This window comes from Kitasatospora sp. LaBMicrA B282 (assembly GCF_050325825.1).
Lineage (GTDB): Bacteria > Actinomycetota > Actinomycetes > Streptomycetales > Streptomycetaceae > Kitasatospora.
In genome coordinates, this window is the sequence record NZ_JBNQTI010000005.1 from 69,628 (window position 1) to 90,957 (window position 21,330).

22 protein-coding genes are annotated in these 21,330 nt (G+C 72.5%); 8 read left to right on the plus strand and 14 right to left on the minus strand.

What is annotated here, in order from left to right; all coding sequences use genetic code 11:
• Positions 1–294 precede the first annotated feature (294 nt).
• The 4 genes from ACQRUO_RS02800 to ACQRUO_RS02815 form a co-directional block, all read right to left on the minus strand.
• Positions 295–1,077 (minus strand): hypothetical protein, encoded by a 783-nt coding sequence (locus tag ACQRUO_RS02800; protein WP_428314054.1) that lies wholly within the window; start codon positions 1,075–1,077, stop codon positions 295–297.
• Between the two features lie 154 nt (positions 1,078–1,231).
• Positions 1,232–1,873: a LutC/YkgG family protein gene (locus ACQRUO_RS02805; RefSeq protein ID WP_428314055.1), complete on the minus strand. Its 642-nt coding sequence runs from the start codon at positions 1,871–1,873 to the stop codon at positions 1,232–1,234.
• A complete protein-coding gene (locus tag ACQRUO_RS02810) occupies positions 1,870–3,303 on the minus strand; it encodes a lactate utilization protein B (protein ID WP_428314056.1) in 1,434 nt (477 codons plus the stop codon). The genes ACQRUO_RS02805 and ACQRUO_RS02810 overlap by 4 nt, the downstream gene beginning before the upstream one ends.
• The gene (locus ACQRUO_RS02815; RefSeq protein WP_428314057.1) at positions 3,300–4,079 is read right to left on the minus strand and encodes a (Fe-S)-binding protein; all 780 of its coding nucleotides are present in this window, start codon (positions 4,077–4,079) and stop codon (positions 3,300–3,302) included. Before ACQRUO_RS02815 ends, ACQRUO_RS02810 begins: the two co-directional genes overlap by 4 nt.
• Positions 4,080–4,227: 148 nt before the next feature.
• Between ACQRUO_RS02815 and ACQRUO_RS02820 the strand changes: the two genes are divergently transcribed.
• Positions 4,228–5,937: an MOSC domain-containing protein gene (locus tag ACQRUO_RS02820; RefSeq protein ID WP_428314058.1), complete on the plus strand. Its 1,710-nt coding sequence runs from the start codon at positions 4,228–4,230 to the stop codon at positions 5,935–5,937.
• A gap of 108 nt (positions 5,938–6,045) precedes the next feature.
• Here ACQRUO_RS02820 and ACQRUO_RS02825 read toward each other — a convergent pair whose 3' ends face one another.
• The 3 genes from ACQRUO_RS02825 to ACQRUO_RS02835 all read right to left on the minus strand — a co-directional run bounded on the left by ACQRUO_RS02825 (position 6,046) and on the right by ACQRUO_RS02835 (position 8,432).
• Complete coding sequence (locus ACQRUO_RS02825) at positions 6,046–6,834, minus strand: oxidoreductase (protein ID WP_428314059.1); 789 nt, start codon at positions 6,832–6,834, stop codon at positions 6,046–6,048.
• A 91-nt stretch (positions 6,835–6,925) separates the two neighbouring features.
• Complete coding sequence (locus tag ACQRUO_RS02830) at positions 6,926–7,501, minus strand: TetR/AcrR family transcriptional regulator (protein WP_428314060.1); 576 nt, start codon at positions 7,499–7,501, stop codon at positions 6,926–6,928.
• Positions 7,502–7,604: 103 nt separating this feature from the next.
• Entirely contained in the window at positions 7,605–8,432 is an 828-nt protein-coding gene (locus tag ACQRUO_RS02835) for an SCO6745 family protein (protein ID WP_428314061.1), read from the minus strand.
• A 182-nt stretch (positions 8,433–8,614) separates the two neighbouring features.
• Here ACQRUO_RS02835 and ACQRUO_RS02840 point away from each other — a divergent pair, with 182 nt between their 5' ends.
• Positions 8,615–9,982 (plus strand): radical SAM protein, encoded by a 1,368-nt coding sequence (locus tag ACQRUO_RS02840; protein ID WP_428314062.1) that lies wholly within the window; start codon positions 8,615–8,617, stop codon positions 9,980–9,982.
• A 16-nt stretch (positions 9,983–9,998) separates the two neighbouring features.
• On the opposite strand, the gene ACQRUO_RS02845 is transcribed toward ACQRUO_RS02840, so the two are convergent.
• Positions 9,999–10,658, minus strand: a complete 660-nt coding sequence (locus ACQRUO_RS02845) for a TetR/AcrR family transcriptional regulator (RefSeq protein WP_428314063.1) — start codon at positions 10,656–10,658, stop codon at positions 9,999–10,001.
• A gap of 97 nt (positions 10,659–10,755) precedes the next feature.
• Between ACQRUO_RS02845 and ACQRUO_RS02850 the strand changes: the two genes are divergently transcribed.
• The 5 genes from ACQRUO_RS02850 (at position 10,756) to ACQRUO_RS02870 (ending at position 14,708) form a co-directional block, all read left to right on the plus strand.
• Positions 10,756–11,211 carry a PaaI family thioesterase gene (locus ACQRUO_RS02850; protein WP_428314064.1) on the plus strand — a complete coding sequence of 152 codons (456 nt, stop codon included), beginning with the start codon at positions 10,756–10,758 and terminating at the stop codon, positions 11,209–11,211.
• A gap of 56 nt (positions 11,212–11,267) precedes the next feature.
• Positions 11,268–12,275, plus strand: coding sequence for an SMP-30/gluconolactonase/LRE family protein (locus ACQRUO_RS02855; protein WP_428314087.1), 1,008 nt, complete (start codon positions 11,268–11,270; stop codon positions 12,273–12,275).
• A 426-nt stretch (positions 12,276–12,701) separates the two neighbouring features.
• Positions 12,702–13,613: a peptidase gene (locus ACQRUO_RS02860; protein ID WP_428314065.1), complete on the plus strand. Its 912-nt coding sequence runs from the start codon at positions 12,702–12,704 to the stop codon at positions 13,611–13,613.
• A gap of 74 nt (positions 13,614–13,687) precedes the next feature.
• On the plus strand, positions 13,688–14,185 hold the full coding sequence (locus ACQRUO_RS02865) for a DinB family protein (RefSeq protein WP_428314066.1): 498 nt from the start codon (positions 13,688–13,690) through the stop codon (positions 14,183–14,185).
• Positions 14,186–14,312: 127 nt separating this feature from the next.
• Entirely contained in the window at positions 14,313–14,708 is a 396-nt protein-coding gene (locus ACQRUO_RS02870; RefSeq protein ID WP_428314067.1) for a nuclear transport factor 2 family protein, read from the plus strand.
• Between the two features lie 3 nt (positions 14,709–14,711).
• Here the strand turns inward: ACQRUO_RS02870 and ACQRUO_RS02875 are convergent, their stop codons facing one another.
• From ACQRUO_RS02875 to ACQRUO_RS02890, 4 genes are all read right to left on the minus strand, one after another.
• Entirely contained in the window at positions 14,712–17,447 is a 2,736-nt protein-coding gene (locus ACQRUO_RS02875) for a SpoIIE family protein phosphatase (RefSeq protein WP_428314068.1), read from the minus strand.
• A gap of 194 nt (positions 17,448–17,641) precedes the next feature.
• Positions 17,642–18,046: an ArsR/SmtB family transcription factor gene (locus tag ACQRUO_RS02880; RefSeq protein WP_428314069.1), complete on the minus strand. Its 405-nt coding sequence runs from the start codon at positions 18,044–18,046 to the stop codon at positions 17,642–17,644.
• Complete coding sequence (locus ACQRUO_RS02885; protein ID WP_428314070.1) at positions 18,046–18,417, minus strand: hypothetical protein; 372 nt, start codon at positions 18,415–18,417, stop codon at positions 18,046–18,048. The genes ACQRUO_RS02880 and ACQRUO_RS02885 overlap by 1 nt, the downstream gene beginning before the upstream one ends.
• A gap of 137 nt (positions 18,418–18,554) precedes the next feature.
• Positions 18,555–18,767 (minus strand): cold-shock protein, encoded by a 213-nt coding sequence (locus ACQRUO_RS02890; protein ID WP_428314071.1) that lies wholly within the window; start codon positions 18,765–18,767, stop codon positions 18,555–18,557.
• A gap of 239 nt (positions 18,768–19,006) precedes the next feature.
• On the opposite strand from ACQRUO_RS02890, the gene ACQRUO_RS02895 reads away from it, so the two are divergent.
• Complete coding sequence (locus ACQRUO_RS02895) at positions 19,007–19,213, plus strand: cold-shock protein (protein WP_428314072.1); 207 nt, start codon at positions 19,007–19,009, stop codon at positions 19,211–19,213.
• 87 nt (positions 19,214–19,300) lie between these two features.
• Here ACQRUO_RS02895 and ACQRUO_RS02900 read toward each other — a convergent pair whose 3' ends face one another.
• Together ACQRUO_RS02900 and ACQRUO_RS02905 are read right to left on the minus strand one after the other, a co-directional pair.
• A complete protein-coding gene (locus ACQRUO_RS02900; RefSeq protein WP_428314073.1) occupies positions 19,301–19,939 on the minus strand; it encodes a cysteine dioxygenase in 639 nt (212 codons plus the stop codon).
• Positions 19,940–19,941: 2 nt separating this feature from the next.
• The gene (locus tag ACQRUO_RS02905) at positions 19,942–21,327 is read right to left on the minus strand and encodes a cysteate synthase (RefSeq protein WP_428314074.1); all 1,386 of its coding nucleotides are present in this window, start codon (positions 21,325–21,327) and stop codon (positions 19,942–19,944) included.
• Positions 21,328–21,330 lie beyond the last annotated feature (3 nt).

The following is a 21,330-nucleotide window of genomic DNA, read 5'->3' on the forward strand; positions in this document are numbered from 1 at the left end:
CCGGCCGACACCCCACACCGCTGACCGCTCGGCGGGAACGGGCATCACGAAGCGGCCCTGGGCGTCAGGGCGCGCCACCGACGGCGGGAGCCGGCCGAGGCCGGGTACGCGGCGGGGTGACGGGGTGCGGCGGCCTGCCCCTGGGCGTCGGCGCGACACGGCGGTCGGCTGCGCAGGGGCGACCAGCCCGCGGACCCACCGGACGGCGTCTCCCCCGGCAGACGGCCGGGGGGCAACCCCGGGCGACGCCGAGCGGCGTGGCCCGAGCGATCGGGTCCGGGTGGGGCGGGCGCTTCAGGAAGTCAGGGCGAGCAGCGGCGGTCCACGCCGGACCACGGCGTGCGACAGCGCCACCAGGCGGGGCAGCCGGGTGCGGGTGGGTCGCCGACGCACCCGCGCGGGAGCTTCACCGTCGAGCGGGGACAGCACGAGCAGCACGAACACCGGCAGAACGGCCCCGGCCAGCGCGCGCAGCGCCTCGAACAGGCCGACCAGCGCGCTCTCGCCCCGCCACAGCAGCAGGGCGCAGGCCAGCGCGGCCAGCAGGTGGGCGGCCAGCATCCCGAGGGACATCCCGGCCACCGACGGCCCCCAGTCCAGGCCCGCCACGACGTGCCCGCCGCCCATGCCGCTCATCCCGGCCATGCCGCTCATGCCCGGCATGGTGCCCGAGGACAGCGTCCCGGGGTCCATGCCGGCCATCACGGCCAGCTGACTCGGGGTCATCCCGGGCGGGTTGGCCCCGCCGGGGGTGCAGAGCAGCAGGTTCACCCAATCGGGTGTGCCGCGCAGACCTTGGACCGGCCCGGCGGGCACCCGCGCGGTGGCCTCGAACAGCAGGTGCAGTGCCGCCTGCAGGCAGACCATCCACCCACCGATCACCACCGCCCCGCGCCGCTGCCCGGCCAGCAGCCAGGTCGCGCCCACCGTCGCGGCGAACGCCCCGGCCAGCACCGGACCGGGCGCCACGGCCCCGGACATGCTGACGTGCGCCGCGGCGGCCAACGCCACGCACAGGGTGGCGAAGACCACGGCGCGCAGCATGCGGATCTGCCGGGTCGTCACAGTGCCGCCCATCCTCGCACCTGCTTATGCCGGCTGTCCGGGCACCTGCCGGATGTGGACCTCCGGAACCGCCGGCGGCGGACTCCATCCTGCCGTACCGCAGCTGCGCCTCGGGGCTCGGGCCGCTGGAGAATCGACTGGCTGATGGGCAGTCAGAACCTGGCGATCAGGTGCGTCGAGGACCGACCAGCAGGACGGTCAGGCGCCGGGGGCCATGAACGCCCTGGACACGGATCATCTCGATGTCGGCCGTCGCGGAGGGGCCGCTGATCCAGGTCAGCGGCCGTCGAGGGTCAAGGCGCTGCACGGCCTCCGGCAGGGATGAGACCACCTGGTCGGCGGTGACCACACACACGTGCCAGTCGGGCAGCAGCGTGGCGGCACGCCGACCCTGACCGGGGCCGGCGTCCAGCACGAGGGTGCCCGAGTCCGCGATGCCCACCGCGCAGGTCGTCAACACCGCTTCCAGCGTGTCGAGTCGGGTGTCGGGAAGTGGCGGCTCGTCGGCCACGGCTGCGCCGGTCCACTCCCCCAGCCACGTGCCGGGAAAACCCGCAGGTACCAGGACCGGCCCGCGGGGCAGCGTTGCGGCGAGGGTCGAGGCCACCTCGGCGGTGGTGGTGTGGTGGACGGCGGCACCGTACTCCGCCAGCCGCTCGGCGAAGAGGGCCAGCACCGCACTGCGGTCACCGGGATCGGTCCCGGGAGCGGTGCGCAGGTAGGCGCGCGGCACCGGAACCGGATCCGTGGGCAGCGCAGCGGTGGCGGTCCGGATCCGGGCCAGGATCTCGTCACGGGCGCTGGTCACTTGGTGCCTCCGTCCGTGCGCTTCCACCAAGCCCGGAAGGACTCCTTGGGGATGTCGGGGACCGCGCGGCTGTCGGTCCAGCCGCCGAGTGGCCCGGGCAGCTTCTTCGGCACCAGCGGGCGTGCCCTGCCCGTCGCCCGGACAGCCGTGTTCCATGCGGCGGGGTGCTCCATCACTGCGCCGACGGCCCGCAGGGCGGCCTTCTCGCCGGGGTGCTTGATCCTGGCATCGCCCTCCGCGACCTGGTGGCGCAGTTCCAGCAGGACGTCGGTGAAGCGGATGCGCACGGGGCAGACGTCGTTGCAGGCGCCGCAGAGCGAGGAGGCGTAGGGCAGGGAGGCGGTCTGGGCGTCGTCGGGGCCCTTGAGCAGCGGATTGAGGATCGCTCCGATGGGGCCCGGATAGACCGAGCCGTAGCTCTGGCCGCCGGTGCGTTCGTAGACGGGGCAGATGTTCATGCAGGCGCCGCAGCGGATGCAGCGCAGGGCCTGGCGCCCGACCTCGTCGGCGAGGGCGCGGGTTCGGCCGTTGTCGACCAGGACCAGGTGGAAGGTCTGCGGGCCGTCGCCCGGGGTGGTTCCGGTCCAGGTGGTGGTGTACGGGGACATCCGCTCGCCGGTGGCGTTGCGGGCCAGCAGCTGCAGGAAGACCTCCAGGTCGCGCCAGGTCGGTACCACCTTCTCCAGCCCCACGACGGAGATGAGGGTGTCGGCCAGGGTCAGGCACATCCGCCCGTTCCCCTCGGACTCGACCACGACGGCGGTGCCGGTCTCGGCGACCAGGAAGTTGGCGCCGCTGACGGCGACCTTGGCCTTGAGGAACTTCTCCCGCATGTGCAGGCGGGCGGCCTCGGCCAGCTGCTGCGGGTCGTCGCTCAGGCCCTCGGGGGCGGGCCGGCCGTGGCGACCCATCTCCCGGACGAAGATGTCGCGGATCTCGGCCCGGTTGCGGTGCAGCGCGGGCACCACGACGTGGGAGGGCAGATCGTCGCCGAGCTGCACGATGGCGGCTGCCAGGTCGGTCTCCCGGGCGTCGACCCCGGCGACCGCCAAGGCGTTGTCGAGGCCGATCTCCTCGGTGAGCATGGACTTGACCTTGACGATCTCGCGCTCTCCGGTGGCGAGCACCAGGTCGGTGACGATCCGGTTCGCCTCGGCGGCGTCGCGCGCCCAGTGGACAGTGCCGCCGGCGGCGGTCACCTGCTCCTCGACCTGGAGCAGGTAGGTGTCGAGGTGCGCCAGGACGTCGTCCTTGAGCGCGGCGGCGGCATCGCGCAGCTCTTCCCAGTCGGGTCGCTCGGCGACGAGCTTGGCCCGCTTCGCGCGGATGGTGCCCGTGGCGCGCGCGACGTTGGCGCGCAGCTGCTCGTCACGGGTGGCGGCGGCAGCGGCCTGCGGGAAGGCGGGCCAGCCCACGAAGGTGCGGCTCATCGGGCCGGCTCCGGCGTCGAGCGGGGAAGGTCGTCGACCGGACCGTCCGCGGGGGTGCGGGCCAGGATCTCCACCAGGTGCATGGTGCGGACGGCGTGCCCGTCCTTGGTGAGGCGGCCGCCGATGTTCATGAGGCAGGAGTTGTCGACGGCGGCGAGCACGCTCGCGCCGGTCTCCAGGACGTGGCGGGCCTTGTCGGCGTTCATCGCCCCGGAGACGGCCGGGTTCTTCACCGAGAACGTGCCGCCGAATCCGCAGCACTCCTCCTGCGCGGGGAGTTCGACGAACTCGATCCCGGCCACGGCCCGCAGCAGACGGTACGGTCGGTCACCGACCGGAGCAGCACGCAGGCTGTGGCAGGTGGGGTGGTAGGTGACTCGGTGCGGGAAGTACGCTCCGACGTCCTCGACGCCGAGCGCATCCGTCAGGAACGTCGTCAGTTCGTGGACCCGGGGAGCGAGCTCACGCACGGCGCGGGCCAGGCCCGTGTCGCCGACGGTCTCGGCAACGCGTTCGTACGCCTCGGCCGGCATCCCGCCGCAGGAGGCGGACGGGACGACGATGGCGTCGTACCCACCGAAGACGTCCACGAAGTGCCGGGCGAGGCGGGCGGTCTCGGCGCGGTAGCCGGTGTTCCAGTGCAGCTGCCCGCAGCAGCTCTGCCCGGGCGGGAACTCCACCTCCACCCCGAGCCGACGCAGCAGGGTGACGGCGGCCTGTCCTGACCGCGGGAAGAGCGCGTCGTTCAGGCAGGTCACGAAGAGCGCGGTGCGCACAGCTTGGCCTTTCGCGAGTGGTCCACCGATGATATTCGCAGTTGCGATGCCAAGACACGAAAAGGCCAATGGGCTCCACCGGCTCGGGCGATCACGAGCGTGGAAAACTTGGAGGATCCGGGCCGGTCGCATCACGTAGGAGACCATGATGGGGACGCTGCTGTCGGTCAACGTGGGCCTGCCCGCCGATGTCACCTGGCAGGGTCGGAGCGTCCGTACCGGGATCTGGAAGTCCCCGGTGTCGGGCCCGCGGATGGTGCGCCGCCTCAACATCGAGGGTGATGGTCAGGGCGATCTCGGCGGGCACGGCGGCGAGATCAGGGCCGTACTGGTCTACCAGGCCCAGTCCTACACCTACTGGACCAGGACGCTCGGCCGCGACGACCTGACCTTCGGCACCTTCGGTGAGAACTTCACCGTCGACGGCCTGCCCGACGACGAGGTGTGCATCGGGGACCGCTACCGGGTCGGCGAGGCCGAGTTCGAGGTCACCCAGCCCCGCGTCACCTGCTACCGCGTCGGCATGCGCCTCGGGCGAGCCGACATGGCCTCACTACTGGTCTCGCACCACCGTCCCGGCTTCTACCTGCGCGTGCTGACCGAGGGCCGGGTGCAGGCAGGGGACGAGATCGTCCTCCTCGGCAAGGGCCCCGAGCAGCTGAGCGTGGCCGCCACCGACGCCCTGCTCTACCTTCCCGGCCGGGACCCCGACACCCTGCGCCGGGCCCTGAACGTCCCTGCGCTCAGCCCGGGGTGGCAGCAGTCGTTCAGGGAACTGCTCGAGCGCCCCGAACCCGCCCGGCCCAGCGGCTGGCCGGGCTTCAGACCCATGCGCGTCGCGTCGATCGTCCAGGAGACCACCACCGTCTCCTCGATCAACTTGGTGAGCACGGACGGCAGCACCCTGCCCCCGGCGCAGGCCGGGCAGTTCCTCTCCGTCCGTGTCCGGCCCGGCAACGAGGCGCCGGCCGTGCGCAGTTACTCACTCTCCTCGCCGCCGGGAGCGGACGCCTACCGGATCAGCGTCAAGCGGGAACCGCACGGGCTGGTCAGCGGCTGGATCCACGCGACGCTGCGGGCGGGCGACGTCGTCGACGTCGCGAGCCCCCGCGGCAGCTTCGTGCTGGAGGCCGGGAGCAGGCCGGTCGTCCTGCTCTCGGCGGGCATCGGAGTCACCCCCGTGCTGGCCATGCTGGCGCAGCTGGCCGCCACGCGGGACCCGCGTCCGGTGTGGTGGATCCACACGGCCCGCGGACGAGCCCAGCACGCCTTCGCCGACGAGGCGCACGCGCTGCTCGGACAACTCCCCGACGCCCACGAGCACGTGCGCTACACCGCTGCCGGGCCCGGCCTGCCACCCCACGTCACTGCGGGGCGCCTGACTGCGAAAGCCCTGGCCGACATGGGCGTCCCCCAGGACGCCGACGCCTACCTGTGCGGGCCGGCCGGCTTCATGGACGCCCTCACCGAACACCTGACCACGCACGGCCTGGCACCCGAGCGGATCCACCGGGAACTCTTCAGCGCCCTGCCCCCGGTCAACCCGGGCGTGACCTCGGTGAGCGCGGTCCGCCCCCACCCACCCGCGGGAGCACCGGGCACCGGCCCACTGGTGACCTTCGCCCGCAGCGGCATCACCACCCCCTGGCCCCAGGAGCAGGACTCGCTGCTCACCCTCGCCGAGGCGTGCGACATCCCCACCCGGTGGTCGTGCCGCACCGGCGTCTGCCACACCTGCGTGACGCCGCTCGTCTCCGGCGGGGTCGACTACGTCGCCGAGCCGCTCGAAGCCCCCGAGCCCGACGAGGTCCTGATCTGCTGCAGCAGACCGACCACGGAGGTCGTCCTGGATCTGTAAAGGCGAACGGGCGTCGGCACTGGTCAGCCCCCCCAACCCGCTCTGTGGCGGAGGAAGGCGTTGTGGGACAGGGCCGCAGTCGCGTCCGGTTGGCCAACCAGCCCCCGGTCAGGCGGTCTTGAGGGTGCCGCCGTCGATGACGTGGTCGGCGCCGTGGATGTTGGCGGCACGGTCGGACAGCAGGAAGGCGACCAGGTCCGCCACCTCCGCGGGCTCGCTGAGGCGCCCCGAGGCGACGCCGAACTGCCCTGGCAGGCTTGCGAGCAGCTCGTCGTGGCCCACTCCGGACGCGGCGGCCACCCTGCCACCGAATCCCTCCGGGTCGGTCCACAGCGGGCTGGCGACGACGCCCGGGGAGACGGTGTTCACGCGGACGCCGCGCGGCGCCAGCTCCTCGCTGAGCCGCTTCCCGAACTGGGTGAGCGCCGCCTTGGCCTCGGCGTATCCGACCGGCGAGCCGCTGGGCATCCGGGCGTTGATCGAGGAGATGTTCACGATCGCGCCCTGGCGTTCCAGGATGCTCGGCAGCGCCGCCTTGGTGGTCCACACCGCGCTGAACAGGTTGAGGTCGAAGATCGTCTGCCACTGCTCGTCGTCGACGTCCAGGAACCCGCCGAGGGACAGCCCGTCCGGGTCGCCCGCGCCGACGTTGTTGACCAGGAAGTCGATCCCGCCGACCGTGGCGAGCGTCCGGTCGACGATCGACCGCGCGCCGTCGCGGGTGCTCAGGTCGACGGAGACGGCCGCGGCGGCGACCTTCTCCAGCTCGGGGGTGACGGTCCGGGCGGCACCCACCACCCGGACGCCCTCCGCGGCGAGGGTCTGTGCGATCGCGAGGCCGATGCCACGACTCGCTCCGGTGACCAGCGCGGTCCTTCCGCTGATGCCGAGGTCCATGATCTCCCCTTCGTGGATGACTGATTCTTGAACTAGAGGTCTAAAATGAGGGCGCGAAAAGCCGCCGGACGACCGGACGAGGCGTCGAGCCTCAGAGACCCGCCAGGGCCGTGTCGATGATCTGCAGCAGGACCGGCCGGTCGAACGTCTTGGCCATGACCCGCAGCCCCGCCAGGGTGGTCTGGAGGAAGAGTGCCTGCGCCCTGACGTCGACGTCCCGGTCGACGTCACCGTCCCGCTGCCCCTGCGCGATGCGGGCCGCGAACAGCTCGATCATGCGCTCCTCGATGCGGTGCACCTTGCGGGTGACCTCCGCATCCCGCCCACCGAACTCCTCGACCGTGTTCTGCGCCAGGCACCCGCGCCGGACCGGCCCGTCCAGGTCCATGTCCACGAGCAGCACGAAGTAGGCGCGGATCCGCTCCTTGGCGGTACCCGGCTGCGCGAGGAACTCCTCGGTCACCTCCGCCCCCATCCGGCCGTAGCGGTCCAACGCCTTGGTGAACAACTCCCGCTTGGAGCCGAAGGAGTGGTAGAGGCTGCCCTTGGCCACGCCGGTCGCCTCGGCGAGGTCGGCGGGGGACGTGCCGGCATAGCCGTTGGTCCAGAACGTCTCCATCGCCTGCGCGATGACCACGTCCGGTTCGAAGCTCTTCGGCCTGCCCATGGCCCTACCGTAGTGAGTATTTGTCCTGTGGGTCAAATACTCGGACCGCCGGCCGGCCCCGCCGTCCGTCGAGCGATTCCGCGCCCCCGTCAGGCGCAGCTCGTCACCGCGACCCTGCGGCCACGAGCTTCGCGGTGATGGGTTCGAGCTCGGTGACCAGTTCGTCGAGCTCGGCGGGCGACAGCGCGTCGTACGGCGGGGCGGCGAGTTCGTCGGTGAGCGCCTCGATGCGTTGCTTGAGCTCGCGGCCCGCCTCGGTGAACCGGCCGTCGGCGTCGACCAGCCCGCGCTCGCGCAGGCCGGCCATGACCGCGGCCAGCCGGAGTTTCGGCAGGTGGTGGAGGCGCCCGAACGACTCCGGCGGGTGGATGCCCTGCGCCAGCGCCTCCAGCACGTGGGCCTGCGTGCCGCCGATGCGCGCACCGAGGAGAGCCGCGACGTGCCCGTCACCACGGTGCTCCCGCAACATGGTCGCGGAGTGCCACAGCCGGGCGACCGGGTCGCTCGGCACCGCCACGGTGCGCATCCCGGCGTACATCACCCGGCCGTCCATCGGCGCGCCCGTCGCGGCCTTGGTGGTCAGGTCGGCGGCGCGCAGCAGGCCCGGGGAGCGGGCCAGTTCGTCGCCGAGGATCCGCCGCACCGAGGCCGCACTCCCCCGCTCCCGCGCGGCGAGCGACGCCTCGGGCGGGATCGTCTCCCACGCGCTCGGGATGTGCCGGGCGGCCTCCCCGTCGGCGAAGCTGTAGAAGGCCGCGTGCACGACCTGCGCCGGCACCCGCCCCAGCGGCGCGGCGCGGCTGGCGAAGTAGCCGTCCCAGTAGGTGCGGTGGCCGAGCGCGGCCAGCTCCTCGTTGCACTCGTCGGCGAAGAAGGTGACCAGGCAGATCGGCTCCAGGAGCTCGAACATGCGGCGGGCGGTGTGGGTCATGACCGCCATCATGCCCGCGGTCACGCCTCGTGGAGCGGTACGGGCACGATGACGCGCGGCGGAGCGGCGGAGCGGGGAGGGCGGGGGGCACGACCCGTCCGCGGTCACCTCCCTCGCTCCGCCGGCCGGACGCCGTGGGATAGTCGAGTCCCAGCCGGAACAGGTGGAAGGCGAGGTCGAGGATGGCTGTCGAGGACACGGTGGACGGCTCGGCGACGACGCGCGAGTTGGAACGCATGATGGCCGCCTTCCCGGACCTGCCGCCCGAGGCCGTGGTCAAGCAGGACATCCTGCGCCAGGGGCTGGCGTTCAGCCCGGACGCCCTGCGGGTGGCCAGCGGCTACAAGCCGAAGGACTACTTCATCTTCACCTTCGACCTGGTGCCGGTCGCCGAGATGGCCGATCACGCCGCGTTCCGCGCGCCGGAGGAGATCCGGATGACCGGTGGCCCCTACGACCTGCGGCGGACCGTGGTCTCGACGCGGGTTGCACCGGACAGCCCGTACCGGGTGGAGCTGCGGGACGGGAAGCTCACGCTGAGCTGCGAGGGCCGGTACCTGGCGGACCTGGAGTTCCCGCCGATCCCCGCCTACTACGGGCAGGTGCTGTCCTCGGGGCGGAAGATCAGCGAGATCGCCCCGGCGATCGAGTGGGGGTACCTGGTCTACCTCACCGTCTACCGGCTGTGCCAGTACTGGGGCCGGGACGAGGAGTGCCGGTTCTGCGACCTGAACGAGAACTTCCGTCAGCAGCGGGCCAACGGCCGGGAGTACACGGCCGTCAAGGAGATCGACGACATCGTCGAGGCGATGACGCTGATCAACGCGCACGACGAGGTGACGAAGGCCTACACCGTCACCGGCGGCTCGATCACCCGCAAGCTGGACGGCATGCGCGAGGGCGAGTTCTACGCTCGCTTCGCCGAGGCCATCGAGTCCCGGTTCCCGGGCCGCTGGATCCCCAAGGCCGTCGTCCAGGCGCTGCCGCTGGACGAGGTGAAGATGCTGCACGACGCCGGCTATCGCATCTACCACCCGAACTACGAGGTCTGGGACGCCGAGCTGTTCAACTGGATCTGCCCGGGCAAGGACCGATACGTCGGTCGGGACGAGTGGGTCAAGCGCATCCTGGACGCCGCGGAGGTGTTCGGCCCGACCCACGTCATCCCCAACTTCGTCGGCGGCGTCGAGATGGCGCGCCCGCACGGCTTCACCGACATCGACCGTGCGATCGCCTCGACCACCGAGGGCCTGGACTTCTTCATGCGCCGCGGCGTGGTCCCCCGGTTCACCACCTGGTGCCCGGAGCCCACCAGCAACCTCGGCCGCCAGGACGGGCCGCCGCTGGAGTACTTCGTGAAGCTGCTGCGGGCCTGGCGCGACACCTTCGAGCACTACGCCCTCCCCGTCCCGCCCGGCTACGGCAGGCCCGGGGTGGGGAACGCGGAGTTCTCGGTCAGCGCCTTCATGGACGTGATCCGCACGGACGTGATCCGCACGGACGTGACCCGCACCGACGTGACCCGCACCGACGTGCCGCGCAAGGCGTGACGGCTCCCCGCGGGCGTCACGCCGTGGCGCGGGGGTAGCGGCGGACGAAGGTCTCGATCAGGAAGCGCGCCAGGTCGGTGAGCCGCTCCGGCGGGTAGGTGACGGGGTCGTGCAGCAGCAGCCGGCCGCCGTCCTCGAGCGTGGTGAGCAGGAGGTGGGCGAGGAGTTCGACGTCGACGGTCTCGGTGCCGGGGCGGTCCCGGAGGAAGCGTCGGGTGATCTCGGCGAAGCGCGCGCGGACGGTGGCGTCGACGCTCTCCTTGTACCGGCGCACCGGCGCCGGTGAGGTGTCGACGGGCAGCAGGATGGCGCGCCAGCGCGCCGGGTTGGCGAGGACGGCGTCGAAGAAGCCGCGGGCGACGCCGGTGAAGGCGTCGGTGGGGTCGGCCGTGTCGGCGTCGGTCAGCTCGGTCGGGATGACCGCGACGAGCTGGGCGAGGGCGCGTGCCCCTTCGCGTTCGAGCAGGTCGCAGAGGATGTGGTCGGAGTCGGTGAAGAGGCCGTAGACCACCGGGCGGGTGACGCCGGCGAGGCGGGCGACCGCGTCGACGGACACGGCGGACACGCCGTCGGTGTTGATGATCTCCAGTGCGGCGTCGAGCAGTTGCTCGTGGCGCTCGGCGGGTGGCAGCCGCGGAGCGTAGGGCCGCTTGGGGGTGCGCTGCGCTCGGGCCATGCCCCGGATTCTAGCCTTGGCAAAGCGATACGGCTGAAGCTACGGTACTGAAGCTACAAGCCTGTAGCTTTTCCGCGAGCCCCGGAGCCCGACGCGCATGCCCGAGCAGACCACGACCGTGTTCCCCCAGCCGACCCTGGACGAGTGGGCCGCCGCGGGCATCGACCTGCCCGTGCTCTTCACCACCGGCCCGCTCTGCGACCGCATGGGCATCCGGATCCTCCAGGCCTCAGCCGAGCGCGTCGTCGGCACGCTCCCCGTCGAGGGCAACACCCAGCCCTACGGCCTCCTCCACGGCGGCGCCTCGGCCATCCTCGCCGAGACCCTCGGCTCGACGGCGGCGGCCCTGCACGGCGGCCCGACCCGGTACCCCGTCGGCGTCGACCTCAACTGCACCCACCACCGCGGCGCCCGCTCCGGCCTGCTGACCGGGGTCGCCACCGCCGCCCACCTCGGTCGCACCTCGGCGACCTACGAGATCGTCATCACCGACGCGACGGGCAAGCGCGTGTGCACCGCCCGACTCACCTGCCAGGTGCGGGACGCCGGCTGACGGCGGCCGCCCCGCCGTGACGTCGCCAACACCCAGCCAGGGAGCCCCCCGTGACGATGACCCGCCGCCTCATCTCGCCCCGCCGCTGGACCCCGCCCCCGGCTCCCGCCGACGAGGGGCGGACCCCCGCCACGGGTCGCCTCTCGGTGGCCCGGCGGGTGGCGACCGGCGGCCACGGCCCCGAGGACGTGATCTTCGACGGCGAGGGCCGCGTCCTCGCCGGCCTCGGTGACGGCAGCGTCATCCGCATCGACCTCGCCACCGGCGCCCGCACCCTGCTGGGCAACACCGGAGGCCGGCCGCTGGGACTCCAACCCTCCACCGACGGCAGCGTCCTGGTCTGCGACCACGACCGGGGCCTGCTGCGCCTGTCCGCCGACGGCACGGTCCAGGTCCTCGTGGACACCGTCGCGGGCCGGCCCCTGGTCTTCGCCAGCAACGTGGTCGAGGGCCCCGACGGCACCATCTGGTTCACCGTGTCCACCCGCCGCTGGGACGTCGAGCACTACCTCGGCGACATCGTCGAGCACTCCTGCACCGGCATGCTCGTCCGACGCGACCCGGACGGCACCGTCACCGTGCTGCGCGACGACCTCAAGTTCGCCAACGGCCTGGTGCTCGCCCCCGACGCCTCGTACCTGCTCGTGGCCGAGACCGCCGGGTACCGGGTCAGCACCTTCCGGCTCACCGGCCCGAAGGCCGGCACCATGGAGCCGTTCGTCGAGAACCTCCCCGGCCTGCCCGACAACATGAGCCTCGGCAGCGACGGGCTGCTCTGGGTGGCGATCGCCGCGCCCCGCAACGCGCTGCTCGACCGGCTGCTCCCCCGGGCCGGCTTCCTGCGCGTCCTGCTGTGGAACCTGCCCGAGGTGGTGCGCCCCAAGCCCACCCCCGTCACCTGGGCGATGGCCTTCGACCTCGCCGGCCGCCCGGTCCACGACCTGCGCACGGACGACGGCTCGTACGGCTTCCTCACCAGCGTCGCCGAGCACCACGGAACGGTGGTCGCCGGCAGCCTGAACGAGGACGACATCGTCGTGCTCGCCCCCGCCCGACCCCACTGACCTGCGCACCCGCCCGCCGCCGGACGGGCACTCGGGGCGAATGGTGGTGCACCGTTCCCTGGCACTGCCGCGGCGCGGATCACCCGGCCCACCGGTGGGGTAGGCCCGGACGATCAGCTCGGGTTCGCGTCGGTGGACAAGGCGGCGGGACGAGTTGGGTGTCCGCGCCGGCACCGGCCTGCGCCCGGCGGGTGCGGTCGAGGTCGCCTTCCCGCGGAGACCGGTAGTGCGGGCCACGGACGGGCGGCGTCGGGCTCCCGATCGCCCCTCGTGGCCCACCCACCTGGCTCGGCTGCCCCGATTCCGTCTTCCGGGTGGTTTCGACCGGATCCGCTCCGGCCGATGCCTGCATCGTGTTCCATCCGCAGGGTGGCAGGTACCGGCCACCAGGTACGGGCAACAGTGCGGCACAGAACAGGGGATGGGATGTTCTTCGAGCAGAGCCGGGAATGGCTGCGCGGGTTCGGGGTGCCCGACCGCGACCCGGACACCAACACCCTGGTGTCGGGCGCAACCTTCGCCGACGGCTGCCACTGGCGCATCGAGGCCCCCACCGTCAACACCGTCCGAGCCGTCGAGACCCTGCTGTCCGAGAGCCGGAAGCGCGGGTTCACCGTCAACCGGATCACCGAGACCTTCGGCCTGAGCCGGCACACCCTCGACGAGGTCCGCGACTACGTCGCCCTCGGGCACGAGTACGGGGCGCAGATCCTCATGTCCGTCGGCCCGCGCGCCGTCTACGACATCGGCGCCACCGTGCAGACCCCCGAGGGCGCCCGGGTCGGCTACCGACTGCGCGGCCAGGAGCAGTTGGTCCGGGCGCTGGAGGACGTGCGGCGCGCGCTGGAGGTGGGGGTGCGCGGCTTCATCCTGCACGACGAGGGCCTGCTGGCGGTGCTGGGGCGGCTGCGGGAGGCGGGCGAGATCCCGGCGGACGTCCACCTGAAGGTCTCCGCACACTGCGGTCTCGGCAACGGCGCCGCCGCCCAGGTGCTGGAGCGACTGGGCGCCGACAGCCTCAACCCGGTGCGGGACCTGACCCTGCCGATCATCGCCGCGCTGCGCCAGTCGGTGCGGATCCCCCTCGACGTGCACGTGGACAACACCAGGACCTCCGGCGGTTTCATCCGCACCTACGAGGCCCCCGACTTCGTCCGTGTCGCCTCACCCGTCTACCTCAAGACCGGCAGCAGCGCCCTGGCCGGCCACAGCACCCGGGCCACCCCGGAACAGACCGAGGGCATGCTGAGGCAGCTGGAGATCACCGCCGAGTTCATGGCCCGCCACTACCCCCAGGCCCGCCAGAGCCCAGCCCGGGCAGCCGGCGCCGCGGGATGAGAGGGGGCGTGACTCCCGGTGTGCTCCGATCGATACCTCGGCGGCTGTCAGTGGGCCCGGATACCGTCCGGCCCATGACTGACACTGAACTGACGACGCTGCTCGGCGTCCTGACCAGCAAGCGCGCGCACGTCCTGGGCATCCTGGAGGGCCTGGACGAGGAGGCGCTGCGGCGCCCGGTGCTGCCGTCCGGGTGGACGTGCCTCGGGCTGGTGCACCATCTCGCGGTGGACGACGAGAAGTTCTGGTTCCGGGCGGTCGCGGCCGGCGACGAGGCGGCGATCGAGGAGATCCTCGGGTCCGAGGAGGACGCGTGGCAGCCCGCTCCGGAGCTGAGTGCCGCGGAGGTCTTCGCCCGCTACCGCCGGGAGTGCGAGCTCGCGGACGCCTTCCTGGCCGGTGCCGACCTGGACGCGGCCCCCGGTTGGTGGCCGGAGTTCTTCGGTGACTGGCGGTACGACAACCTGCGCGAGGTCGTCCTGCACATGATCACCGAGACGGCCACCCACGCCGGCCACCTGGACGCCGTGCGCGAACTCATCGACGGACGGCAACGCCTGGTCGTCGGCTGAGTGCTGTCGGCTCCCGAGGTGCCCCGGGTGGACCGGCCGGGTGGCCGGTGACAGGGTGGGTCTCATCAGCAAGCCCGAGTCCCTGCTCGTCCAGGAAGCCGGGAAGCCAGGAAGGCGGCGAAAGGTCATGGCTGAACACCCACATGCCGCGCTGATCCGCAAGGGGTACGAGGCGTTCTCCCGGGGTGACATGGAGACCCTCAGAGGCATGATGACGACCGACTGCACGCAACACGTCCCGGGGAGCCACAAGCTGTCCGGCGACTTCAAGGGCGTGGACGCGGTGCTCGGCTACTACGGCGAGCTCGCGGCGGAGACGAACGGGACCTTCTGGGTCCGGATGCAGCACCTGTTGGTCGACGGTCGCGGTCACGTGATGGCGGTGCACCGGTTCGGCGGCGAGCGGGCCGGCAAGCGGCTGGACACGATGGGCGGCATCGTGTTCCGCATCGTCGGCGAGAAGATCACCGACCTCGACGAGTGCGTCGAGGATCTGCGGACCACGGACGACTTCTGGGCCTGAGGCTCACGAAGACGGCAGCGGAACGGCGTGCGGGGGTTCGTGCCGTTGCGGCCCCAGGCTGCGGACCGAGGCGGGGAAGGCCTGTTCCGCCCAGATGACCTTGCCGTGCGGGGTGTAGCGGGTGCCCCAGTGCTCGGTGAGCTGGGCCACCAGGAACAGGCCGCGCCCGCCCTCGTCGGTGCTCGCCGCATACGTCAGGTGCGGTGAGGTGTTGCTGCCGTCGGAGACCTCCAGGATCAGGCTGCGGTCGCGCAGCAGCCGGACCCGCACCGGCTCCGAGCCGTAGCGGATGGCGTTGGTGACCAGCTCGCTCAGGGCCAGCTCGGTGGCGAAGGACAGCTCTTCCAGGCCCCACTCGTCCAGCGTCGCGGCGCTCCACGCGCGGATGTCGGCGACGGCGGCCGGGTCGGAGCGCACGTCGCACTCGGCGACCCGGTCCGGGCCGAGCACCCTGGTCCTGGCGATCAGCAGGGCCACGTCGTCCTGCGGGTGCTCCGGCAGCAACGCGTCCAGCACCGCCCGGCAGTTCTCCTCCGGCCCGCGGTCGCGGTGCGAGAGCGCCGTGCGCAGCAGGTCCATGCCGACGTCGAAGTCCCGGGTGCGCTCCTCGATCAGGCCGTCGGTGTAGAGCACGATCTGGGTGCCCTCGGCCAGCTGCACCTGGGTGGTCTCGTACGGCATCCCGCTGGCGCCGAGCGGTGGGCCGGTCGGCAGGTCCGGGAAGACGACCGTGCCGTCGGGCTCGACCAGTGCGGGCGGCGGGTGGCCGGCAGTCGCGATGGTGCAGAGCCGGGAGGTCGGGTCGTAGATCGCGTACAGGCAGGTGGCACCGGTGACGCCGGTGCCGGCACCGCTGTCGGCCTCCTCCTGGTCGATCCGGTTGACCAGTTCGTCGAGGTAGCCGAGCAGTTCGTCGGGCGGCACGTCCAGGGCGGAGAAGTTGTGCACGGCGGTGCGCAGCCGGCCCATGGTGGCGGCGGCGTGCAGCCCGTGGCCGACCACGTCGCCCACCACCAGGGCGACCCGGCTGCCGGGCAGCGGGATCACGTCGAACCAGTCGCCGCTCACGCCGGACTGCGCGGGCAGGTACCGGTGGGCGACCTGCAGCGCGCTCTGCTCGGGCAGGGCGCGCGGCAGCAGGCTGCGCTGCAGGGTCACGGCCATGGCGTGCTCGCGGGTGTAGCGGCGGGCGTTGTCGATGCTGACGGCGGCCCGCGCGACCAGTTCCTCGGCCAGCGAGCGGTCGTCGTCGTCGAACGGCTCGGGCTTCTGCGACCGCCAGAAGTTGACGACGCCCAGGATGATGCCGCGGGCCTTCAGCGGGGTGGTGATCAGCGTGTGGACGCCGAAGTCCATGATGTGCCCGGCCCACTCCGGGTCCTGGGCCTGCCAGCCGTGCGCGACCGCCAGGTCGGGGAGGACCTGCGAGCGGCCGCTGTCGAAACCGCGGGCCATCGGGGAGGACGGGATGAAGGCGGTCAGCCGGCCGCGCGGGTAGAACGGGTGGTCGTCACGGATGCCGTGGACGGCGGTGCGGCGCAGGTTCACGGCGCCGCCGGTGGGCTCGTCGCCCTGCAGCACCGGGTCGGCGAGGTCGACGGTGACAAAGTCGGCGAAGCCGGGCACCGCGACCCGGGCCAGCTCCTGGGCGGTGCGCTCGACGTCGAGGGTGGTCCCGATGCCGACGCCGGCCTCGTACAGCAGGGCGAGGCGCCGGCCGGCCACCTCGGCCTTGCCGGAGAGGGCGAGCAGCTCGGTGGAGTCGCGGATGGTCGCGACCGTGCCCATGGCGCGGCTGTGCGGGTCGGTCGGCCGCTGGTTGACCGCGATGAGCCGGCCGCCGACCTGGAGCAGTTCGTCGGTGACCGCCCGGCCCGACAGCAGCAGCTCGGTGGTCTCGGGGGTGAGGCCCTCGATGTCGCCCAGGTGGCGGCCCTCGGCCTGGGCGGGCAGGCCCAGCAGTTCGCGTGCCTCGTCGTTGGCCAGCAGCAGCTGCCCGTCCTGTCCGACGATGACCACGCCCTCGCGGACCGCGTGCAGCACGGCGTTGTGGTGCTCGTACATCCGGGCCAGCTCGCCCGGGTCCATGCCGCGGGTCTGGCGCTTCACCCGGCGGGCGATCAGCGCGGTGCCGGTGGTGGCGACCACGACGGCGGCGGCGCCGGTGCCGAGGATCAGCGGCAGCTGCCGGTTGTCGGCGGCGGTGACGTTGTTGACCCGGAGCCCGGCCGACACCAGGGCGGGTATCGATCCGTCGGGGGCGAAGACCGGGACGGTCGCCTGGACCTCGTGGCCCAGCGGGCCGTGCACACTCTCGGTGTAGACCTGGCCGTGCAGGGAGGGGCCGATGGTGCCGACGAACCGCTGGCCGATCTCGCTCGGCAGCGGGTGGGTGTAACGGATTCCCTGGTCGTTCATGACGACGATGAAGTCGACACCGGCGACTTTGCGGGTGGCCTCGGTGATCGGCTGGAGAATCGCCGACGGATCGGGCGATTTGAGCGCGGCGAGCAGGCCGGGGGAATGGGCGAAGGTTTCGGCGACCGCGATCGACCGGTTCTTGGCCTCGGTGTCGCTGCTCCGCCGCGACTGCAGGACCTGCGCCAGGATCGCCCCGAGCACGAGCAGGACCACGACCACGAGTTCCAGAACGAAGACCTGAGTGGCGACGCTCCGACGGTTTCTCGCGATCAGTGGCTTTCTGGGTACGATCCGCGATCGGCCGGTCTGTTCGACCATGTTGTCATTTCTAGCACTATGCCCGGGTTTTTCCGCCAGGTCGCTGCATCGTCTCGTTCCTCGGATGACCGCGGTCCGCGCGATCGACCTCGAACGATCACGCTCGGTGACGAGGCGACGGCCCGGACCGGCACCGGGGCTGTGCCGCTGTGGCCGGGCGTCCACCCGGCCGCAGCGGCACTGCCCGGCCGGTCTCAGCCGGCCCGCCCCCGCTCCTCGTGCGGCTCGGGCTCCGTGGCCACCCCCGCCACCACGGTGAACGGGACGCCGTCCTCGGTGTCGCGCAGCTGCGCCAGCACCTCCTCGCGGCCGCTGAGCAGGACGGTGAGGATCCGACGGGCGGAGCGGAGCAGCTCCGAGACGTCGGCGCCGGCCAGGCTGTAGAGCACCGTGCCGCCCTCGCGGACGGAGACCACGATGCCGGCGCGTCTGAGCACCCCGAGCTGCTGGGACAGGCTGGACGGCTCGATCTGCAGGTCGGCCAGCAGGCTGCGGACCGGCAGCGGCCCGCCCTGCAGCAGTTCCAGGACCCTGATCCGCACGGGATGGCCCAGCATCCGGAAGAACTCCGCCTTGACCTCGTAGAGCGGACGGTGCATCACATCTCCAGCGAGGTCTCGATCTGCTTGAGCCGGTGCCGGGCCATCGCGAGGTTCGCCCGGGACCGGTCCAGCGCCAGATAGAGGAAGAGTCCCTGGCCGCTGCGCGAGGTGAGCGGGCGGATCACGTGGTACTGACCGCTCAGCGTCACCAGGATGTCCTCGATCGCGTCGTCCAGTCCGAGCATCTCCATGGTGCGCAGCTTCGCCCGGACCAGGTCCGTGTTCCCGGCCGCCGCGATCGTGAGGTCCAGCCCGAGGCCACCGCCCAGCAGCCCCAGTGCCATGCCACTGCCGTAGTCGACCAGCGCCACCCCCAGGGCGCCCTCGATCGCCATGGCTTCCTTCAGTGCAACATCTGTCTCTGCCATGCCCGTGAAGCTAGGACAGGCACCGTCGCACGGAATCGCGAATTTCAAAAATCTGCAACTCGTCGAGCCGGATCCCCTAGACTCCGCCCCGCAACAGTCGGGCCGGACCGACCGCGGCCCGGCCCGACTCGGCTGCCCTAGTCCTCGACGCGCACCCGGTCGGCCTGCATCCCCTTCTGGCCCTCGACGGCCTCGAAGCTGACCTTCTGCCCCTCCACCAGCGACTTGAAGCCCGCCCCCTCGATCGCCCGGAAGTGGACGAACAGGTCGGGGCCGGACTCCGGGCTGATGAACCCGTACCCCTTCTCCTCGTTGAACCACTTCACCGTGCCGTGCTGACGCTCTGCCATGTCTTCCCCTTGCCGGACCCGAACCGCTGTACACCGGGATCATGTCACGTTGGGCAGCGAAACGGGCACCGATGGTCACGGCCGATCGGCTGACCGCCCAGCGCCACGGGGGTGCCGCCCGCTCCCCCGGTTCCACGGACGGCGGACAGCCGCGCATCCCGGGGACGCCCGGGCTCGTTGGCTCACCGCGCGTGCTGCGACGACCGGTCACAGGCGCAGAGCGAGGAAGGAAGAACGAGATGGCCCAGGGCACGGTGAAGTGGTTCAACGCGGAGAAGGGGTTCGGGTTCATCGAGCAGGACGGTGGCGGTCCGGACGTCTTCGTGCACTTCTCGGAGATCGTGGGTTCCGGCTACCGGGGCCTCGACGAGGGGCAGCGGGTCGAGTTCGAGATCGGCCAGGGCCAGAAGGGGCCGCAGGCCCAGCAGGTGCGGCCGATCGGCTGATGGACCGGGCCACTGACGGACCGATCGACTGACGGACCGGGCGACTGCCCGCCGGTTCCGTGTCCCGGCCGACACCCGCGGGCACCGTCACGGGGCGGCGGCACCCACCAGGCGGTCCTCGCCGGCCGGGACCGGAAGGATCGGCAGGTCGTAGACCCGGCGGATGCTCGTGCCGCGGGCGCTCACGTCGGTGCCGTAGACGTGCAGCGAGACGACCTTGCCGGTGGTCGCGTTGCGCACCAGGTGGATGTCGCCGGGCGGGGTCAGGTGGGTGACCGTGCCGGCCGGCAGGACGGTGGTGGCGACCGGCTCCAGTACGGCTCGCCCGTCCCGGTCGGCGAGCCGGAAGGCGGTCTCCTGCTCGGCGCCGAGGTAGGTGCCGACCACGCACCAGGCGGTGTGGTCGTGGATCCGGGTGGCCTGGCCGGGCAGCCAGACCAGGGCGACCACCGAGAAGGAGCCGTCCGGCTCGACGTGCAGCAGGTGCTGGCGGTAGGCGTGCGGGTCGGGCTCCAGCTGGGCGGGGGTGAGCAGGTCCGGGTGCGGCAGGAAGGGTGCCAGGGCGGCGGCGACCCGGGCGGCCACCGGGTCGGTGCTGCCGGTGGGGCGCAGTTCGGCGCGGATGGCGGCCGTGAGCTCCCCGAACCGCGGGGTCACGGTGGGCGAGGTCTGCGGAGGGCACTGGGTCGGCGGGGTGGCCGAGCGCGGCCCGGTGTGCGTGGTCATGGTCAGACGACCGCCGGTCGCAGCTCGCGGGAGCCGAAGCCGGCACCGAGGCCTGCCCCGGCGCCGGCACCCGTGCTCGCGCCGATTCGGGCGCTGAGGCGGGCCGCGAGTTCGCCGACCTCGCCGGGGCGCTGGGCGGCCTCGCGCGGGACCAGCAGGGCGGGCTCGTGTCCGACCAGCCGGTGGTCCAGGGCCAGCCGGGCCCGGCCACCTCCGGTGATGTTGAGCAGGACCCGGGCGTCGGGCGCCAGCCGGCCCTCGCGCACCGCGTCGCGCAGTGCGGCGAGCGCGACGCCGGCGGCCGGTTCGATGTCGACGCCCTCCAGGTCGTGGAAGGCGTCCATCGCCGCGCGGGCCGCCGCGGCGTCGGCGGTGCGGACCTGGCCCGCGCTCTCGGTGAGCACCTCGTGCAGGCCGCCGCGCAGGTCGTAGGGCGGGCGCCGGTTGGTCAGTTCGGGGGCGAACGCCCGCTCGGCGGCGGCTCGTTGGTCCTGCTCGCCGCCGGTCAGCCAGGGGCGCTCGCCGGTCTGCCAGGCCTGCTGCACCGGGGCGTAGCAGGCGTTCTGGGCGAGCAGCAGGCGGGGCAGCGGTTCGCTCTCGTGGCCGGGGCGACATCGCAGCCGCAGCGCGGCCTCGTGCACGGCGAGTGCGCCGGCACCGCTGCCGATCGCCTGGACGTAGTGGTCGGGCAGCGAGCCCATCGCTTCGACGGCGGCCAGCAGGACGGTGGCCAGCCCGTCCCGGCGGCCCACGTTCTTGGTCCCGCCCTCGGGGGTGAACCCGGGCTGCTGGGCCAGCGCGTCGCCGAGGGCGATGGCGTCGGCGTAGTCGGCCCCCTCGACCGCGACCACCTGGACGAGCTCGCCGCCCGGGGTTCGGGTGCGCAGCCTTGGCAGGGCGCTGGCCGGGACCACGATCACCACCGGGACCCGGTGCCGGGCGCAGAGTTCGGCGAAGGCGGCAGCGGTGTTGCCGGCCGAGGTCACCACCAGGGTGCCGGCGTCCTCGGGGATCCGGCCGAGCACGGTGGCCGCTTCCAGCTCCTTGAAGCTGCCGGTGGTCAGGTCGGCGCCGCGTTCGGGCCAGTAGCCGTTGAAGGCGATCCACAGCTCGCGCAGGCCCAGCGAGGCGGCCAGCCGCTCGCTGCGGTGGACCGCGGTGCGGCCGGTGCCGGGCAGCGTGCGGCGCACCGGCAGCCAGTGGTGGTAGCGGAACACGCCCTGCTGCGCGGTGTCGGGGGTGAAGGCGGTGTCCTGGTACTCGGTGCGCAGCAGGCCCGGTGCGTGCGGCTCGGGGCAGCCGAGTGCCAGCCCGTCGTCGGGTCGGCGCTGCCCGCAGACGGTGCAGCGCAGGCGGTAGTGGGCGGGGTGGCACTCGGCGTGGTGCATCAG

Bases quoted from the DNA above. Each gene is read 5' to 3' on its own strand.
- ACQRUO_RS02830 (WP_428314060.1), bottom strand. From the start codon at position 7,501: ATGGGCAGGCCGAAGAGCTTCGAACCGGACGTGGTCATCGCGCAGGCG.
- ACQRUO_RS02800 (WP_428314054.1), bottom strand. From the start codon at position 1,077: ATGGGCGGCACTGTGACGACCCGGCAGATCCGCATGCTGCGCGCCGTG.
- ACQRUO_RS02835 (WP_428314061.1), bottom strand. From the start codon at position 8,432: ATGACCCACACCGCCCGCCGCATGTTCGAGCTCCTGGAGCCGATCTGC.
- ACQRUO_RS02845 (WP_428314063.1), bottom strand. From the start codon at position 10,658: ATGGCCCGAGCGCAGCGCACCCCCAAGCGGCCCTACGCTCCGCGGCTG.
- ACQRUO_RS02865 (WP_428314066.1), top strand. From the start codon at position 13,688: ATGACTGACACTGAACTGACGACGCTGCTCGGCGTCCTGACCAGCAAG.
- ACQRUO_RS02825 (WP_428314059.1), bottom strand. From the start codon at position 6,834: ATGGACCTCGGCATCAGCGGAAGGACCGCGCTGGTCACCGGAGCGAGT.
- ACQRUO_RS02850 (WP_428314064.1), top strand. From the start codon at position 10,756: ATGCCCGAGCAGACCACGACCGTGTTCCCCCAGCCGACCCTGGACGAG.
- ACQRUO_RS02870 (WP_428314067.1), top strand. From the start codon at position 14,313: ATGGCTGAACACCCACATGCCGCGCTGATCCGCAAGGGGTACGAGGCG.
- ACQRUO_RS02875 (WP_428314068.1), bottom strand. From the start codon at position 17,447: ATGGTCGAACAGACCGGCCGATCGCGGATCGTACCCAGAAAGCCACTG.
- ACQRUO_RS02860 (WP_428314065.1), top strand. From the start codon at position 12,702: ATGTTCTTCGAGCAGAGCCGGGAATGGCTGCGCGGGTTCGGGGTGCCC.
- ACQRUO_RS02820 (WP_428314058.1), top strand. From the start codon at position 4,228: ATGGGGACGCTGCTGTCGGTCAACGTGGGCCTGCCCGCCGATGTCACC.
- ACQRUO_RS02905 (WP_428314074.1), bottom strand. From the start codon at position 21,327: ATGCACCACGCCGAGTGCCACCCCGCCCACTACCGCCTGCGCTGCACC.
- ACQRUO_RS02900 (WP_428314073.1), bottom strand. From the start codon at position 19,939: ATGACCACGCACACCGGGCCGCGCTCGGCCACCCCGCCGACCCAGTGC.
- ACQRUO_RS02855 (WP_428314087.1), top strand. From the start codon at position 11,268: ATGACCCGCCGCCTCATCTCGCCCCGCCGCTGGACCCCGCCCCCGGCT.
- ACQRUO_RS02840 (WP_428314062.1), top strand. From the start codon at position 8,615: ATGGCTGTCGAGGACACGGTGGACGGCTCGGCGACGACGCGCGAGTTG.
- ACQRUO_RS02895 (WP_428314072.1), top strand. From the start codon at position 19,007: ATGGCCCAGGGCACGGTGAAGTGGTTCAACGCGGAGAAGGGGTTCGGG.
- ACQRUO_RS02880 (WP_428314069.1), bottom strand. From the start codon at position 18,046: ATGCACCGTCCGCTCTACGAGGTCAAGGCGGAGTTCTTCCGGATGCTG.
- ACQRUO_RS02810 (WP_428314056.1), bottom strand. From the start codon at position 3,303: ATGAGCCGCACCTTCGTGGGCTGGCCCGCCTTCCCGCAGGCCGCTGCC.
- ACQRUO_RS02885 (WP_428314070.1), bottom strand. From the start codon at position 18,417: ATGGCAGAGACAGATGTTGCACTGAAGGAAGCCATGGCGATCGAGGGC.
- ACQRUO_RS02890 (WP_428314071.1), bottom strand. From the start codon at position 18,767: ATGGCAGAGCGTCAGCACGGCACGGTGAAGTGGTTCAACGAGGAGAAG.